Raw genomic sequence first — 16,476 nt, forward strand, 5'->3', positions numbered from 1 at the left:
GTGCCCAACAACAACACCGTGAGATGGGGCCTCGCCGGCACGGGAACCATTGCCGGTGAATTCGCGCAGGCCCTTGCTGAAGTTCCCTCTGCCTTCCTGGCTGCTGCAGCGTCCCGGACCGCCGCGGCCTCAGGGAAGTTCTGTTCCGAATTCGGCATCCCGAAACAGCACCTGTCCTTCCAGGACCTTGCCCAGGACCCCACCATTGACGCGGTGTACGTTTCCACGCCTGCAGGATTGCATCACGAGCATGCCAGGCAATTCCTGGAGGCGGGCAAACACGTCCTGGTGGAAAAACCCTTTACCTCCACCCACGACGAAGCCCTCGATCTGTCCGAAACCGCCAAGCGAACCGGGACAGTGCTGATGGAGGCCATGTGGTCCCGGTTCCTGCCTGCCTGCCTTGAGCTGAAGCGGCTGGTGGACGACGGTGCAATCGGAAAGGTCCGGAAGGTTGAAGCGTCCTTCGGTTTCCCGATTCCGGAGGCTGGGCCGCGGGCGCGGCCACAGTTGTACGATCCCGCCCTGGGCGGCGGAAGCCTGCTGGAGATGGGCGTTTATCCTGTTCAGCTCTCGCACTGGCTCCTGGGCGATGAACCGGCCGTCGCCGCGTTCGGCCGCAGCAGCACCAGCGGGGTGGACCTGGACGCGACAGCGCTTTTGTCCTTCAGTGACGGTGCAACCGGATACATCAGCTCATCAATGTCCACAGTGCTGCCGAATAACGCACGGATACTGGGGACCGAAGGCATCATCGAACTGCCGGCCCCGCACCATTGTCCCAACGAGCTGACGGTTTCACACTACAACCCCTCAGGGCCGGGACTTCAGCAGTCCCACACCGTTCACGCGCCCATTGTTGGCGGCGGACTCAGGTACGAAATTCTCGAGTTCCATGGACTAATCGAAGCGGGGAAACCCGAGAGCTCCGTGATGCCCCTAAGCGACTCCTTGGCCATCATGCGCACACTGGACCTCATAAGGCACCAGATCCACCAACCGTCCCAGGAGGATCCTCACCGTGAAAGTTAGAGTTCAGCCGGAACAAATCCTGGCATCAATGACCTATGCAGAGAAGCTCGCGCAGCTCCAGATCGTCTGGAGGCCTGGCTCTGCAGAAGCCGGGGACCTTGCACGAAGCGGTGCCGGTGCGCTTTTCTGGCCCCCCTCGGCGAAGGCCACCAACGACCTCCAGCGGATCGCCGTTGAGGAGAGCCGGCACGGCATCCCGCTGCTGATCGGCCTGGACGTTGTCCACGGACAGTTCACCATCTTCCCAACCCCTCTGGCGCAGGCGGCCAGCTTCGATCCCGAAGTTGCCGCGGCAGATGCCAGGCTCTCTGCCAAAGAAGCCCGGTCCAGCGGGGTCAACTGGACCTTTTCACCCATGATTGATGTGTCCCGGGACCCGCGGTGGGGACGCGTGGTGGAAGGGTTTGGCGAAGACCCCTTCCTCAATGCCGTCTTCGGGGAGGCCAAGATCCGGGGGTACCAAGGTGACGACCTTTCGGCGAATACCTCCATAGCCGCCTGCGCCAAACACTTTGTTGGCTACAGCGCGGCAGAAGGAGGCCGCGACTACAACACCACGGACATCTCTGTTCAACGGCTCCGCAACGTGTATCTTGAGCCATTCAGGATCGCGGCCAAGGCGGGAGTGGCCAGTGTCATGGCGAGCTTCAATGCAGTTTCAGGGGTGCCGATGCACGCCAACCGGGAGATGCTCACCACTGTCTTGAAGGACGAGTGGGGACACGCCGGCATCGTCGTTGCTGACGCCGGTGGCGTCGGCGAACTGGTTGAGCATGGCGTCGCCGCCAACGCGTCCGACGCCGGGCGGCTGGCACTTTCCGCCGGGCTCGATGTGGAGATGGGCGGCTCTTTGCTGAGCGGGGGTAAGCCGCTGATCCATGAGGGCATGGTGGATCCCGCGCGCCTGGATGACGCCGTACTCCGTGTGCTGCGGCTCAAGGAAGCGCTGGGGCTGTTCGATAACCCTTATGTGGACGAGTGCTCGGCCGCAACCGGTCCTGATGAAGCCTCGCTGGCGGCCGCCAGGGCCACTGCCGCGCGTTGCACCGTCCTGCTGAAGAACGACTCCGACGTCCTGCCGTTGAAGCCCCGGGGACAACGCGTCCTAGTTGTGGGTCCTTACGCTGAAAGCAAGGACCACCTCGGCGCGTGGGTGCAGTACTTCGCCTCGCCCACCACCACCTCAATTGCCGAATCGCTCGGCGCGGCCTTGCCGGAGTCCGTAGTGACCACCTTGCCCGGTGCCACCTTCTTTGACTCCGATCCCGGCCTTCAGGTTGAAGCAGCTGCTGCCGCCGCTGAGGCGGACCTGGTGATCGTCGCCGTCGGGGAACCCAGTGACCTTTCCGGGGAGGCGAGCTCGCGGAGTTCATTGGACCTGCCCGGAGACCAGGAGAAATTGATCCAGGCCATTGCCGGCTCAGGCACCCCCTTTGCCGTGGTCCTGATGACGGGCCGTCCGTTGGTGGTCAGCGGATGGATTGACCAATGTCCTGCCCTTCTCCTGGCATGGCACCTGGGCACAGAGGCCGGAAAAGCGATCTCGGATGTCCTCACCGGCACGGTCAATCCCGGCGGCAAACTTCCCATGTCTTTCCCGCGATCAGTGGGTCAAGTGCCCGTCTATTACAACCACGAACCAACCGGCAGGCCCGCTCTCACAGGAGGCTCCCTTGCCCACCAACGGCCGGACGTGGGACTGACCGGTCCCAACAACACCGATGACTACTTCAAGTCCAAATACCTGGACTTGGAGTTGGGCCCGCAATTCGGCTTCGGATACGGCCTTGGCTACACCACTTTTGAGCTGGAGTCATCCCCGGACCAGGCACTATCACTGACCCTGGACGAGCTCAAAGCCGGAGCACGGCTCTCCTTCACAACGATCCTACGCAACACCGGAACAAGGGACGGCGAAGAGGTGGTCCAGCTGTATGTCTCCGACCTCCTGGCAAGTGTGACCCAGCCGGTCAGGCGTTTGCGCGGCTTCAAACGCGTGTTCGTACCGGCTGGAGAAGAACGGCGGGTGTCACTGTCCGTGGGCTTCGATGACCTGGGGTTCTGGACCAACGATCCCGGGACCGGATACATCGTGGAGCCAGGTTCCTTCCGGATAGGAATTGGAGACGGTATTGCCACCCAGCAGTTCAACCTTATGGTCACTTCGCCTTCCCTGACAGACACCACTACCCGGCCCTCAAGCATCAAGGACTGATCACCATGCCACACCAGAACCTCCCGCGCCTCGAGCGCACAGGCAGCCACACACGCCTCATTGTGGACGGGAAGCCGTTCCTCTGCATCGGAGGCGAACTGCACAATTCCAGTGCATCAAACCGGGATTACATGTCGCCCATCTGGGACAAACTGGCAAAGGCCGGAATCAATACCGTGATCGCTCCTGTGTCCTGGGAACAGGTGGAACCAGTGGAGGGAGAACTCGACTTTTCGATCGTGGACAGCCTGGTGGAGGACGCACGGTCCACCGGCGTCCGCCTGGTCATGATCTGGTTTGGGGCCTTCAAGAACGCTTTCTCCACCTATGCCCCCGGCTGGGTTCGGGCAGATCGTGAACGTTTTCCCCGCGCGGACAGGGGCGCCAAACCCCTGAAGACACCCTTCTCCTACCCCGGTTCCATGCCGCGGCCCAGCTTGTCCGTCTTCTCCCGGGACCTTTTCGAAGCGGACCGGGCTGCCTACGTTGCCCTGTTGAAGCATGTGGCCACGATCGATCCGGACCATACAGTCATCATGGTCCAGGTTGAGAACGAAGTTGGCCTGCTGGGTGCGGGAAGGGACCACAGTCCGCTGGCCGAGGCCGCGTGGAACGCACCGCTGCCCGAGCAACTGATCACTGCGGTTTCCCATGCTTCGGAGTCCTTTGACCCTGACCTGGTGCAGTCCCTCCGCGCAAATCCGGACGGCGACAGGAGCTGGGCGGACTGCTTCGGCGATGACAACCCAGTTGCTGAGGAAACCTTCATGGCGTGGGGATTCGCTTCCTTCGTAGGAGGTTTGGCGGCTGCTGGAAAGGAAGTGCTGCCCCTTCCCGCGTACGCAAACGCCTGGATCGGCCCGCAACGTGGCCAGGACCTGCCCGGCCAGTACCCAAGCGGCGGACCGACGGCCCGCATGGTCCCGGTGTGGCGGGCCGCGGCGCCGGCCATCGACTTCCTGGCACCGGATATCTACGTTCCCAACGCAGAGGAGGTCATGCGTCAATATGCCTCCGCTTCCAATCCCTTGTTCATCCCGGAAGCACGTTTCCGCGCCGGAGATGCGTTTCTGGCCATTGGCGGCTTCGGAGGCCTGGGCTACAACGTCTTCGGCGTGGAAGAAGGCAGGGAAGGCAACCAGTTCAGCACAGCCTGCTCCATCATCACTTCCCTGACTCCAGAGATTGTGGACGCCCAGCGCGACGGCCGGATTTTTGGTTTCGCCCTTGGCCCGGACGAGGAATCCCTCAGCACCAGCGTGGCGGGTACCGACATTACTGTCCGCAATTCAAGGAAGCTCCTCGAAGGCATGCTCCTGGACGCGGGTGTGCGGGTCCCCCCGGCGCCGGAGCTCCTGGAAGAAACCGTGGCCGCCACCCACGGCCCCACCCCGGGGGACGCCCGTCCCTTCGGGATGGTCCTTGCCATTAATCCCACTGAATTCATCGTGGTGGGCCAGGGGGCACAGGTGGACTTCCACAAAGCCGGTTGCGACGTTGAGCTTGACTCAGTGAGGGAGTTGATGGTTACCGGCTCCGGGCTGAAGGAAGGACGCTTCCTCAACGGGGACGAACGCCTTGAGATCCTCTCCGACAAGCACATCACCGCCGTGAGGGTCCGTATCCTCGTCAACGCCGAGAGCCAGCAGTAAACACCAGGAAAGGAACTCCATGCCGTTTCACCCTGACATCGCCAATCGGCTTCCCTTGCTGGACGGGATCCCGTCATTGGAAGCCGGGCTCAGCGATCCGTCCATGAGGGCGCAGATGGAGGCCTTTGATGCCTACCCCGATGCGCCTCCCCCACCGACCGCCACCACCCGGATGGTTTCCGTGCCCGGCCCCCATGGGCCGGTTCCCGCCGCATTTACACCCCTGTAGAACAGTCCCCGGACACCCATTCAGGACACGCACTGGTGTGGATGCATGGCGGTGCCTTCCAGTTCGGGGACCTGGACACCAAGGAGGCCGACTGGACTGCCCGGCAATTGGTCCAGCGGGCATCGGCAACGATCGTCAGCGTGGACTATCGGCTGGCCGGTATCGGCGTAAAGTACCCGATCCCCCTTGACGACGTCATCGCCGCCATTCGGTGGGTACAGGCAAACATGACGGAGCTGGGCGTTACGTCACTTCGGTGGGTGGAGCCAGTGCAGGTGCCAATCTGGCCGCTGCCGCTGCTCTGCGACTCCGGGACGAGGACATGTGGGTGCCGGACCAGCTTGTGTTGGTGTATCCCATGATGCACTTGACCTCCCCCAACCTTCTGAGTCGCTTCGGCACGCCTTGATGGACCTGCCAAGTGCCATGAAACTTACCCCAGATATGGCGCGTTCCGTGAAGGAAAACTACTTGGGAACCGCAGAAGACGTGGCAGTCCCGGGCTATGCAATGCCAGCCGGCGCAGAACTCGATGGGCTCGGACCAACCCTGGTCCTGAACGCCGAATATGACGAACTGAGAGCCTCAGGAGAATTTTTCAGCGCCCTACTTGCAGGCAACGGTGTCGACGTTGAACAAGTAAAAGTCCAAGGAATGCTCCACGGCTTCCTGAACTTGCCCGCGACAATTGCTCCAGTAGGCGACGCACTGGAGCGAATCGCGGTCCGGCTGAGGCAAGGGTTTGCTATGTGAATCGTGAGCGGCAGTGCTTCCAGCATGTGGACGGCTGATCGGATCGGCCCACGAGTCTGACACTCGTGATCGCAAGATTCCCCTCGGCCATTCCCACCACGGGCACACCTATAAAACAGACATAAGTGTGGACAGTGTCCATACCCTCATTCGCAGGACAAAGGGGGTCGCGTCTTACTCCCCCACCGGACGAGGACGAACGTCCAAAAAGATTTTCCCACCAACATCGGCGAAGTCAGGTAGTTGCCGGGACCCTGGCCCATGAATAGGTGTAGGCCATCCCGGCCCACCCGACAGAACCGGAAAGAGGAAGCGCTCAACCCCACGACAGCAGGCGGAAGGCTCACCAGCCAGGACCCTGATCCCGTCTCCCCACACACCTGAATAGGCTCAGCGGCAGCCAGGCCACAGCCCGCAAACCTAGCGTCAGAGGGACGCCACCACAAGCCATGTCAACACGCTAAAGCAAAAACCCCTCTCACAAGGGAATATGCTGTGCCCGAGGTGGGACTCGACCTGACTTCCGGGCCTTGCCAACGCTGGGAACTTCCGGAAACATGCGGAATTGGAAGCATTCCGCGGGCAGTATTACCCGATCCGAAGCCAAGAATGTGGACAATGTCCGCACCCTCATTTGCCGCTGAAATGGGTCCCACAGGCCAAGCCGGTATGCCTAGGCGGGTTAAGTGGCTGGTGCTACAACGTCCTCCAGCACTGACCTGTCGAAAAAGCGGATCTCGCCCGTTGCCTCGAAGAACACGGGAACTACTGATGTGCTCAGGTCTTTGGACGTTTCATAGATTTCAGCCGCACCCCCGCGCTTCCTCGCAATCGTTCCAACCAGCTCGGTACCGCGAACTCGAACAGTTCGATATTTGTAGCTCATCCTGGCCCCTTCGTCGGCTACGGCACACGCTACCCCTTCGGAGTGCCTCTCCGGGGGGAGTTCGCTCCTATGGCGCCAAAACCAGAGGTAGCGGCCGGCTTCGGATCACTCTCCATCAACGCAGCGGAAGCATGGAACTGCACTCGAGTCGTTACCAACACTGGGAATCCGCAAAAACGTGATCCGGGCCGATACGAGACCAATAGGAGCCAAAGCAAGGCTAAAAGCCTCGACAGCGACCGCACTTTCCGACGCAGGGGCCCTGCCGTCGTGGCGCTGAGCCGTGAACGGTCATCACCGCAATCGAAACCGCCGCGCAAACACTGAATTCTGCCGCTGTCGCAGCAGAAATATCATTTTCAAGGAACGGCCCCAGTCACCGCGGGCACCGCCACCGCCCAGCCAATAGGGATGAAACAGCCCTCGGGCTGAAACACGTCCGAACTCTGTGGCCGGCCGGGGGCGACCTGGCATGGGGGGAACAACGAAAGAGGCGCCCTGCGAACGAAATCACTGCTGATGCCGAAGTCATGCCGCTTCGTTCCTTCGCTTCGATAGACAGGCAGAAGATCCATCACTGCTTGTCATTCTGATATCGCCCATGATCGCTGGGCGGGCCCTCCGCGCAACCAGGGCGCTACCGCGCCGACCCCGGAACCGAAAACTTCTCCGTAGACATCGTGGAAGCAGTCCCCGCGGATGAAGTTTTCGGTCCCGGCGCCCGTTCCCCAAGTTGCACTCCGGCCCCTGAACCCAGCGGATGGTCCCCTACCAGAACGACGCCCACAACCAACAACCGCAAAAAGAAACAGCAACACAAGGGTGAAGGGAAACACGGGATCATGGAAAAGCTCACGATCACAACACCATCAGATGTCCTCAGCTTCATCGGCCACACCCTCGGCTTCTGGCCACAGGAAAGCCTGGTCTGCATCACCCTAAATGAGAACAGCATCGGCGCGACCCTCCGCATCGACCTCCCCCGCCAACCCGGGCAGGAACTCCCCTACGCACGCACCGTCGCCCACTACCTCACCAGCGACACCACCGCCACATCCATCCTCTTCGCCGTCTACACCAGCGAAACAGCGCAGCACGGACAGGCACGGCCGTATGCCGGCACCATGGCCGCGCTCACCGGCGTCCTCGCCGAACAAGGCATCACCATAAGGGACGGACTCTTCGTCGGCGACCACACCTTCTCCCCCTACGACGGCGAACCCGGCACCAGCCTCGCCCTGCCCGTCAACTCCACCCAGACCAGCGCAATCAACGCCGAATTCATCTACCGCGGCAGCTACATCCAACCCACCGACCGCATCACCCTCCCCACCACCAGCCAGGAAGCAGCCAAAGCGACCGCCGTCGAACACCACATCGATACAATCGCATCCCAACCAACGGACACCGCGCTCCAGCAAGGCCGAAAACTCTGGGCAGACATGCTCGACTCCACAACCTTCCCCAGCGATGATGACTGCCACGCACTCGTTGCCCACCTGCAGTTCCCGGCAATCCGTGACCGGCTCATCGCCGACATCCCAGGGGTGGACGAACCCATGCAACAGATCCTGTTCGCCCAAACCGACCATGCCCCAAAATGGTCTCGCATCGAGTGGGCACAACAACTGCTCCTGCACGCCTACACCCGTACCAGCGCAGAGCACGCTGCCCCAGTCCTGACAGCCATCGGGTACATCAACTGGTGGGAAGGCAGAGGCAGCAAAGCCCATCAATTCCTCCAACTCGCCCTCGACACCGACCCCGCCTACCGACTCGCCCGACTCAGCGACCAGATGATCGGTTCAGGCCTCGTCGCCGGCTGGAACATGAATAAGGACACCGCCTACAAATCACTGCCCTACGACCTCCCGTAAGCCACTTCGGACTGGCCGCGTTGGCGCAGGTTGACAGAAGGTTTACTATCGGCTCTTTAAAATGCTTGGGGGAGTACTTCTAAGAGCGGCTTTTTCCGGGCTGGTTTTAGTCGTCGAAGCGCCGGCATTTTTCGGCGGTTACGCCAAGCTCACTGATATTGGCGGCGTCCCCGTCACGCCGACGGCGCCACCCTTCGCGAGGATGGCGCCGTTGTACTTTTTGGATTAACTCACGGTCCTGAGGCCATGCTTCTCCGTGCCGCGGGCCTCAGAGGAGGAAGACCGTAACCTAGCCCTTTACGCCGGACATGGCTACGCCCTTGATGACGTGCCGTTGGAAGAGGATGTAGACGAGCAGCGGCGGGATCATCGCGATGAGCATGGCGGCGAAACGTACTCGGGGGTCGACGTAGAAGTTCGGGTTGAACATATTGGCAATCGCGACGCTGAGCGCTTGCACTTCTTGGCCCGTGACCAACGAGGGCCACAGGAATGCACCCCAGACGCTGAGGGCAAGCAGTACCGTGGCTGTGATCAGGCCGTTTCGCAGCATGGGGACGACGATGAGGAAGAAGATGCGGAAGTGGCCGGCGCCGTCGACCTGTGCCGCTTCGATGAAGGATCGCGGCAGGTCTTCCATGAACTGCATGAGGATGAAGACCGACAGCGGGGACACCATGAGGGGCAGCGCTACACCGAGGTATGAGTCGGCCAGCCCCATGTTGAATACCTGCCGGTACAGGGGCACAACGTACAGGACGAGCGGAAGCATCATTGAGCCCATGAGGACGGCGAACAGGAACTTTTTGCCTGGGAACTCAAAGAAGGTGAACTCGTACGCTGCCAGGGAGCTGGTGAGGGCCATTCCGGCGATCGCGATCAGCGTGAAGATCAGTGTGTCCCGCAGAGTGGTGCCCAGATCGAGTGCGGTGAAGGCTTCGACGACCTTCGACCACCCGTTCGCGAGGTCATCGGGTACGAGCGCGGTGCTCATGTTCGTTGAGTCTGCGGAGAAAGTGGCGCTGATGATCATCCACAGCGGGTAGAGACTGGCCAGCAGCCAGATGAGTGCAAGTACTGCCATCAGGATGATGCCTGTACGCGATCTTTTCTTTCCAACGACGCGTGATCGCATCATCACACCTTCTTCCGGCGCAGCTTGAACATTATGAAGGTCACGGCGATGATGATCACCATCAGGATCACGCCTTCGGCGGCTGCCCGGCCCAGGGCGGCTTCGCCGCCTATCCGGACGTTGCGGACCATTTCCATGACGGGAAACAGCATGACCTGGTTGGGACCACCGACCGAATTGGGATCGGAACCGCTGGTGAGAATCTGGGGGATGTCGTACACCTGCAGGGCGCTGATGAGTGAGTAGGTGATAACGAAGAAAATGATGGGCTCCATCATCGGGATGGTGATGCGCATCATTTTTTGGAACACGTTCGCGCCGTCCAGGTCAGCAGCCTCGTAAAGGTCCTCAGAGATTTCCTGCATGCCGGTGCTGAAGATGACGAAGTTGAATCCGACTGAGTGCCAGATGTCGATAAAAATGATCAGGGCGATGGCCCAGCCGGCTGTGTTGACCCAGTTGACGTCCACGCCGATTCCGAGCTTGGCGAGGCTGGAGGCGACGAGTCCGTTGTCCGAGTCCATTAGCCACAGCCAGATGCCCACGCACAGGAACAGGGGAATCGCGGTGGGGACGAAGAAGCCGCTGCGCAGAAATGACTGGAACCGCCGGGGCAGGTTGTGCACGATGAGTGCCAGGCCCAGGGAGACGCCGAGGCCGATGGCGACGGTGATGGGCACGTAGATGGCCAGGTTGAGGAGGGATTTGAGGAATCGGGTTGATCCGAGTCCCTCACCGCTCAAAATGTAGAGGTAGTTTTCAAGTCCCACGAAATGAAGGGTGCTGCGGCTCGAGACGGACCAGTCGGTGAAGCTCATGGCCAGGCCGTAGACCATGGGCGCCCCGACGAAGACGATGAGCAGGATGAAGAACGGGGCGAGGCCGATGTAGATCGGGAGGCTCCGGGCAAGGCGGGTTTTCAAGGGAAGGCGACGAATAGGTGCCGGCGCGTTGCGACTCCTTCGCGATGCCCGATCTGTGATCGGTTTTAGGTCCGTACTCACGGGAGTACCTTTCTTTTCTTGCGGTCGTGGTACCTGTGCCCAGAGACAACTCTCTGGGCACAGGTCCTGGTGTGGTTACTCGCCGGCCTCGGCGTAGAGGCTGTTAATTCCCTTGATGAATTCCTCGGCGGTCTGCTTGGGCGCAAGTGCACCGGCGCCCAGCTGTGCCACCGGGTCGGTCATCGCGGTGGGCCAGAACACGCCTGACTTCATGAAGTCCATCTGCGGCATGCCGCCTTTGAGGCCCTCGGAGGACACTTTGGCCATGGCGGAGGAGCCGATGACGGCCGGATCGTCCATGACATCCTGACGGAGCGTGGGGCGACCGGTTTGGAGAGTCCATTCCTTCTGCACGTCGTACGATCCGAGCTTCTTCATCAGCTCGGCAACCAGTTGATTGCGGGCTTCGTCCTTGCTCTCGACGCCGTAGAAGAAGTCCCAGCCCTGGAGCCCACCGGTCCTGCCGCCCTTCTCGTAGGGCGGTGTGAGAACGAAGTCGTACTCGACACCGCTCTGCTTGATGGCCGGCTCAGACCATGGGCCACCGATCATGTACCCGAGCTTGTTGGACTTGAACGCTTCCATGGTGCTGTCGGCCTTGTAGATCATCGACTGGTTGCCGAATTTGTCGATTTCCTTGACGGTCTGGAAGGTGCGCTCCAGCTCTTCGGGCTTGATGGTCGTTTTTCCGTCCTTGACGCCCTCGGTGATCTTGTCGGCGTCGGCGGCCATGATTGCCCCCGGCCCGAAGTAGTCGTCCTTGGTCCAGGAGTGCGTAGGTGTGGCTCCTGATGCCTGCACCTTTGCAAGCTGATCGAGGAATGCCTGCTGGGTGGGGGTTCCCTCAGCAGGGTCGATGCCGGCGTTCTTGAGCACAGTGAGGTTGCGGTAGATGACGGGTGTGTAGCTGATGAAAGGGACTGCCCAGATGCCGTCGTCCTGGGAGACGGTCTCCAGTGCCTTCGGGTAGAAACCCTTTGCGTAGTCCTCATCGAAGACCGGCTTGAGATCGAGAAGTCCAACGGCGTCGCGGTACTTCTTACCATCGCGGGCGCTGGCGCTGAACGCATCGGGAAGTCCCACCCCGGACATCAGCCCCGAAAGGAGGTCCGCGTCGTTCTTCGGTACCAAGGTAACCGAACCGACGTTGGCGTGTTCCTGCTTGAAATCATCAACGACTTTGTTCATGACAGCTCCAGCTTCACCCTGCGTGAAGTCCGAGTACACCCAAAGAGTGAGATCTTGTTTCTTATTTGGATCGGATGACTCGCTAGAGCTGCATCCTGTGAGAAGTCCAGCTGCGACAGCTAACGCCGCCACCGCGCCGAGTGCTTTCTTCATCAAAGCTCCTTGCTAACTGAACTGCTGTTCCAGTTCATGGCTTTTGGATTGACCGGAAGACATCTATGTCGAAAGCGCTCAGAGTGAGGGCCGTCACTGCCTGTCGGTGTTAGTTAACCAGATAACCTTACTAATGCGATTCGGTCAACCCTCGATACAGGACCGAGAGGTATGTGCCATGCAATCGCACTGAGAATGGGGGCGGAATATCCTGCAGCGGACGACGCATTTGCCTGCGGCCGAGCACGAGAAGGTCCCGTTCCCTGACTGATCGATCTGAAGGGGTTCCTATTTGCGCGTGGTCCCATCAACCTGAAAGCCGTTCACCCCCAAGGGCTGGGGCGTAACGATGGACGGGTCAAAAAACAGCGCCCGCATGAGCATGCACGGCTCACTGATGCTCTCCAGCGCGGGCTAATTGCTGGTTGGGTGGCGTCGGTACGCTCTAAACTGACGTGAGTCCCCGCACGTTGCGTGATCGGTCCGCGTCAGGAACGGGGGCCGCAGGGGCCCGGTTGGCAAAAATGACGGTCGTCCGGTCGTCCAGGCGCCGCTTGTACCTCGATCCCAAGAGTCCCGAGAGGGCATGGTCCAGGGTGAGCGCGACTGCGCCTTCGACCGTCGCGTCCTCCCCCAATGAGCCGCCGGTCACCTGCACCTCAGGCTTGACGGTTTGGACCACTGCCCGGACACCTTCCAGGAGGTGCGGATTCTGCCCGACCCCGCCGCCAAGGAGGATCAGTGCTGGATCGAGCACGGCCGCAAGGGAGAGCGCTAATTGCCCGATATCACGCGAATGCTGGTCAAGCGCTTCTACTGCCTTGGGAATACCCGCGCCGGCGAAGTCAAAGAGCTCGGCGACTGTAGTGGGTACGGGACCTTGCCGGATGTCCCACGTCGAGGTCCAGCGTTCAAGGAACTGGTTTGCGCCGAGGTAGTCCTCAAGTGCGAATCGATCAGAGCTTTCGGCTTTCGCAGGCCAGCCGGTCGGAAGGGATGAAACTTCTCCCGCTCCCCCGCGCGCCCCGCGAACAACCCGCCGGTCCGCGACAATTCCCGAACCTATTCCAACGCCTACTTGAAGAAAGACGAAGTCATTGACATCCTGCGCGCCCCCCAGCTCCATTTCGGCAAGGGCTGCGCAGTTCACGTTGTTCTCAAGCAGCACCGGGACGCCCTCATCCAGATCGAGGGCGGCAAGGATCTCGGCCAGCGCAGGCCTTCCGATCGTCCGGCTGGACGATTCGTCGTTGAGATATTGAGAAATGACCCTTGGCACAGCGACGCCCACCGCGCGCAAGGGGCCGGCCACGGGAGCCAACTCGTCAATCATCCGGCCGACCAGGCTACTAACCAGCTCCAGGATTTGCTCATTACGGCTACCAGGACCGCTGAGACTCTCACTGACGCTCTTCAGCTCACGGCCATCCAAGGCTCGCGAAAGGACTTTGACACGGGTAGAGCCGATGTCAAGGCCGAGAAGCCATCCCGCGGTTGCGGCGATCGCATAGACAGTTGCCGAACGACCAAGTGACCCTTGCCGGGCGCGGACCGGCGCTATCAGGCCAGCATTCTCCAATGCACTTACCGCAAGGCTCACGGTGGGTTTGGAGACGTCCAGAGAAGCACTGATGTCAGGGCGCGTGCACTCCCCTTTGGCATAGACGACCGAAAGCACACTGCGTTCGGTCTCGGTGAGCTCAATCGTGATGGGAGAAGCCGCCATCAGACCTCCTAGGTTCCTTTATTAACTTACCTTCCAAATTACTCGCCCAGGGTTGACCGGCGTGCATTAGTAAGGTTATCTGGTTAACTAATGCTCGCACTGAAGAAGGAAGATCGCATGACAACCACCACCCGACCATGGCTCCAGTTCGACGAGGGCATCGCGGCGCAGTCTGCCGGGCTAACCGAGTCAGTGCAAAAAGTCCGCGACTGGCTGGCCACAGGCGCAGCCGAACCCGCCAAGGGAAAAAGCCTCCTGTTCGCCGGGATCGGGGCCAGCTACGCAGCCGCCGCAACCCCCGTTTACTTCCTGCGCCAAGCAGGTATCGCCGCCTTCCGCTCATCATGCGCTGACGTCCCCGACGAGGGCGCTGCCCTCGCTGACGTATACGTCGGAATTTCGCAGGGTGGCCGCAGCCGGGAAACCATCCAGGCCCTGCTGACGGTGCCGCGGGAACGCCGCATGGCTGTCGTCAACAACTCGGATTCACCCCTTGCTACTGAAGCAGGGGTTGTCCTCAGCGTTGGTGACCTGCTGGACAGCCGCATGTCCTCCATTGGATTTACGGCAACCGTCGCGGCCCTCGGCCTGCTGGCCGAGTGGATCACAACCGGAACAACGGACGCCGGATGGGACAACATCGGGCCACTGACCGAAAAGGTCATGGCCGAAAATGACGAAGCCCTCCGGCTCTTTGCCGCCGAAATTGCCGAACGCGGAACCGTCGATGTCGTCGCCGCAGCTCCGAACCTGACATCTGCAGAACAAGGAGCCCTGCTGTTCCGTGAGGGACCCTTCGTACCCTCGATGGCCATGGACACCAGGTCCTACCTGCACGGTCCTATGGACTGCGCCGGACCCTCCACCGCTCACGTGTTGTTCGGCCGCGAAAGAGAAGGACTGCTCGCCGACCAGCTCTCAGAAAAGAAGGTCCCGATCCTCCTCATCACCGATGAGGACGTAACAGCCTCCGCGACCATCATCCGCATTCCCCAGCTCACCGCCGTGCAACGCTCCGTCCTGGAAGTAGCCCTGATGCAGCGCCTCGTCCAGCACACCGCCGACGCCTTCGGCCGGAACATCGAAGACCGCGCCTTCACGCGATACGACACCAAGGTGGACAGCGTGCGGCAGGTTATCGACGGAACATTGTGACCGCAACAGTTGTAGGAATCGACGTCGGCGGCTCAAAAACCGCGGTTAGGGCCGCCGACGCCGCTTCCGGAACCCTCTCAACCGATATAACGGTCCCCACGCAGTCATGGAGAGGCGAAAGCTTCCCCACAAAAGCGCGCGTTCTACTGGACCTGGTGGACCGTCACGTCGGGAGTGATATCGCTGCCCTCGCTGTTGGCGCCCATGGATGCGACACCCAGGACCAATGCGATGCCCTCCAAAGGGCCCTCGCCGAGACGGCGTCCTTCCCGGTACGGGTTGTCAACGATGCACACCTGCTTTCCTACGCAGCCGGCCACCCGGAAGCCATCGGCGTCATCTCAGGAACGGGATCCATAGCCGTAGGTACCACCCCCGAGGGGCGAAGGATCTCGGTCGGCGGCTGGGGCTGGTTGGTAGGCGACGATGGCGGCGCGACCGGTCTCGTCCGGGAAGCAGTGCGAGCGGCTCTTATCGCCTCAGACTCCGGCCACCGCGACCACGTCCTGGAATCCAGCCTGACGGCAGCAGCAGGAGTTCGCCGGATCGGAGAAGTGAGCATGCAACTCATGCTCGAGCGACCCGAACAGTGGGCCCTTCTGGCACCAGCGGTATTCGCAGCCACTGCCGCAGGTTCCCCCGTAGCTAAATGGGTAATCAACGCAGCCGCGCGCTCCCTATGCGATCTTGTAGACTCCGTCGTCGAACAAGGCGCAGTCGGCGACACGATCGTCCTCGGAGGTTCCGTGATCGCTTCCCAAGCGGACTACGCCTCTACAGTCCGCTCGCTGCTTGCGGTCTCGCAGCCAAACGCAACAACAGTCGTGCTGAACCAACCTCCAGTAGCTGGGGCGCTGGTGCTCGCCACTACGCTTCACGTCGGCGCTGACGACCGAAAAGTCGCTTCAGCGAAACCAATTAGCAGGCAGGCATAACTCAAAAGCCCGTCCTGCCAGACTGGTGCTGGCGCGCCCGCCCTTGCAAACAAAGGCAGCTGGGTGGTCACTCGAACGTGGATCAGCGGCGCTGCGGGAACCATCGAGGTAAGTCTTTCTGCCTGCCCCGGCCTAGTGGGCCCTCTCTCGCCAATGCCGATAGAAGGGCCCACTAGCTCCGGCCGTTTAGTGACCAGGATGGTGCAGAGGGGCCCCGACTTACGTCTTCGATGGATGCGTAGCCTTACAGAATCTTTATTATCGGCCTTTGAGTGGGACGAGTAGAAGCTGACTTTGAAGCGTATTACCCACGACAGGGAACGGATGCGCATGATGGCCTGAAGCGACCGCCAGGCCTGCCGATCGCGTCACTGCGCGTCGTAACAGCGTAATCTCCCATTAAGTGAGAGATCCTCGCGTAGAGCTCCCCCATGTTTCGGATCTACGTTTATGGGCGGCTGAACCACAGGAAGCAGAATCAGCTGCGAGGAATCGGATCCGGTGTGGGAAGAGGGAGGACAGCAGTGTTTGCTACT

General features: G+C 60.9%; 13 protein-coding genes and 1 pseudogene. 10 read left to right on the forward strand and 4 right to left on the reverse strand.

Annotation, left to right across the window (positions count from 1 at the left end; all coding sequences use genetic code 11):
• The 8 genes and pseudogenes from FNL14_RS14380 to FNL14_RS14415 all read left to right on the forward strand — a co-directional run bounded on the left by FNL14_RS14380 (position 1) and on the right by FNL14_RS14415 (position 8,644).
• A complete protein-coding gene (locus FNL14_RS14380; RefSeq protein WP_181762643.1) occupies positions 1 to 1,032 on the forward strand; it encodes a Gfo/Idh/MocA family protein in 1,032 nt (343 codons plus the stop codon).
• Positions 1,022 to 3,247 (forward strand): glycoside hydrolase family 3 N-terminal domain-containing protein, encoded by a 2,226-nt coding sequence (locus FNL14_RS14385; RefSeq protein ID WP_255470848.1) that lies wholly within the window; start codon positions 1,022 to 1,024, stop codon positions 3,245 to 3,247. Before FNL14_RS14380 ends, FNL14_RS14385 begins: the two co-directional genes overlap by 11 nt.
• Positions 3,248 to 3,252: 5 nt before the next feature.
• Positions 3,253 to 4,899, forward strand: coding sequence for a DUF5597 domain-containing protein (locus FNL14_RS14390; protein WP_142061112.1), 1,647 nt, complete (start codon positions 3,253 to 3,255; stop codon positions 4,897 to 4,899).
• A 19-nt stretch (positions 4,900 to 4,918) separates the two neighbouring features.
• Positions 4,919 to 5,128 (forward strand): hypothetical protein, encoded by a 210-nt coding sequence (locus tag FNL14_RS14395; RefSeq protein WP_142061113.1) that lies wholly within the window; start codon positions 4,919 to 4,921, stop codon positions 5,126 to 5,128.
• Positions 5,113 to 5,364, forward strand: a pseudogene (locus FNL14_RS23830) (alpha/beta hydrolase); the annotation flags it as partial. The gene FNL14_RS14395 and the pseudogene FNL14_RS23830, both read left to right, overlap by 16 nt.
• A gap of 20 nt (positions 5,365 to 5,384) precedes the next feature.
• Positions 5,385 to 5,537, forward strand: coding sequence for an alpha/beta hydrolase fold domain-containing protein (locus FNL14_RS23835; RefSeq protein ID WP_370455863.1), 153 nt, complete (start codon positions 5,385 to 5,387; stop codon positions 5,535 to 5,537).
• A gap of 17 nt (positions 5,538 to 5,554) precedes the next feature.
• Positions 5,555 to 5,881 (forward strand): alpha/beta hydrolase fold domain-containing protein, encoded by a 327-nt coding sequence (locus FNL14_RS14405; RefSeq protein ID WP_255470849.1) that lies wholly within the window; start codon positions 5,555 to 5,557, stop codon positions 5,879 to 5,881.
• A gap of 1,728 nt (positions 5,882 to 7,609) precedes the next feature.
• Positions 7,610 to 8,644 (forward strand): DUF4192 domain-containing protein, encoded by a 1,035-nt coding sequence (locus FNL14_RS14415; RefSeq protein ID WP_142061119.1) that lies wholly within the window; start codon positions 7,610 to 7,612, stop codon positions 8,642 to 8,644.
• A gap of 289 nt (positions 8,645 to 8,933) precedes the next feature.
• Here the strand turns inward: FNL14_RS14415 and FNL14_RS14420 are convergent, their stop codons facing one another.
• From FNL14_RS14420 to FNL14_RS14435, 4 genes are all read right to left on the reverse strand, one after another.
• Positions 8,934 to 9,728 carry a carbohydrate ABC transporter permease gene (locus FNL14_RS14420; protein WP_220126180.1) on the reverse strand — a complete coding sequence of 265 codons (795 nt, stop codon included), beginning with the start codon at positions 9,726 to 9,728 and terminating at the stop codon, positions 8,934 to 8,936.
• A gap of 53 nt (positions 9,729 to 9,781) precedes the next feature.
• Positions 9,782 to 10,702: a carbohydrate ABC transporter permease gene (locus tag FNL14_RS14425; protein WP_220126181.1), complete on the reverse strand. Its 921-nt coding sequence runs from the start codon at positions 10,700 to 10,702 to the stop codon at positions 9,782 to 9,784.
• A gap of 156 nt (positions 10,703 to 10,858) precedes the next feature.
• Positions 10,859 to 11,971 (reverse strand): ABC transporter substrate-binding protein, encoded by a 1,113-nt coding sequence (locus FNL14_RS14430; RefSeq protein WP_181762645.1) that lies wholly within the window; start codon positions 11,969 to 11,971, stop codon positions 10,859 to 10,861.
• Positions 11,972 to 12,569: 598 nt separating this feature from the next.
• Positions 12,570 to 13,850, reverse strand: coding sequence for an ROK family protein (locus FNL14_RS14435; RefSeq protein WP_142061122.1), 1,281 nt, complete (start codon positions 13,848 to 13,850; stop codon positions 12,570 to 12,572).
• Positions 13,851 to 13,967: 117 nt separating this feature from the next.
• Here FNL14_RS14435 and FNL14_RS14440 point away from each other — a divergent pair, with 117 nt between their 5' ends.
• Both FNL14_RS14440 and FNL14_RS14445 read left to right on the forward strand, forming a co-directional pair.
• Positions 13,968 to 15,005, forward strand: coding sequence for an SIS domain-containing protein (locus FNL14_RS14440; protein WP_142061124.1), 1,038 nt, complete (start codon positions 13,968 to 13,970; stop codon positions 15,003 to 15,005).
• Positions 15,002 to 15,940 carry an N-acetylglucosamine kinase gene (locus tag FNL14_RS14445; RefSeq protein WP_181762646.1) on the forward strand — a complete coding sequence of 313 codons (939 nt, stop codon included), beginning with the start codon at positions 15,002 to 15,004 and terminating at the stop codon, positions 15,938 to 15,940. Before FNL14_RS14440 ends, FNL14_RS14445 begins: the two co-directional genes overlap by 4 nt.
• The last annotated feature ends 536 nt before the right edge of the window (positions 15,941 to 16,476 follow it).

This window comes from Pseudarthrobacter sp. B4EP4b (genome assembly GCF_006680095.1).
GTDB lineage: Bacteria > Actinomycetota > Actinomycetes > Actinomycetales > Micrococcaceae > Arthrobacter.

Coding starts and splice junctions, on each gene's coding strand:
- FNL14_RS14390 (WP_142061112.1), top strand. CDS start 3,253: ATGCCACACCAGAACCTCCCGCGCCTCGAGCGCACAGGCAGCCACACA.
- FNL14_RS14395 (WP_142061113.1), top strand. CDS start 4,919: ATGCCGTTTCACCCTGACATCGCCAATCGGCTTCCCTTGCTGGACGGG.
- FNL14_RS14405 (WP_255470849.1), top strand. CDS start 5,555: ATGAAACTTACCCCAGATATGGCGCGTTCCGTGAAGGAAAACTACTTG.
- FNL14_RS14415 (WP_142061119.1), top strand. CDS start 7,610: ATGGAAAAGCTCACGATCACAACACCATCAGATGTCCTCAGCTTCATC.
- FNL14_RS14420 (WP_220126180.1), bottom strand. CDS start 9,728: ATGGCAGTACTTGCACTCATCTGGCTGCTGGCCAGTCTCTACCCGCTG.
- FNL14_RS14430 (WP_181762645.1), bottom strand. CDS start 11,971: ATGAACAAAGTCGTTGATGATTTCAAGCAGGAACACGCCAACGTCGGT.
- FNL14_RS14435 (WP_142061122.1), bottom strand. CDS start 13,850: ATGGCGGCTTCTCCCATCACGATTGAGCTCACCGAGACCGAACGCAGT.
- FNL14_RS14440 (WP_142061124.1), top strand. CDS start 13,968: ATGACAACCACCACCCGACCATGGCTCCAGTTCGACGAGGGCATCGCG.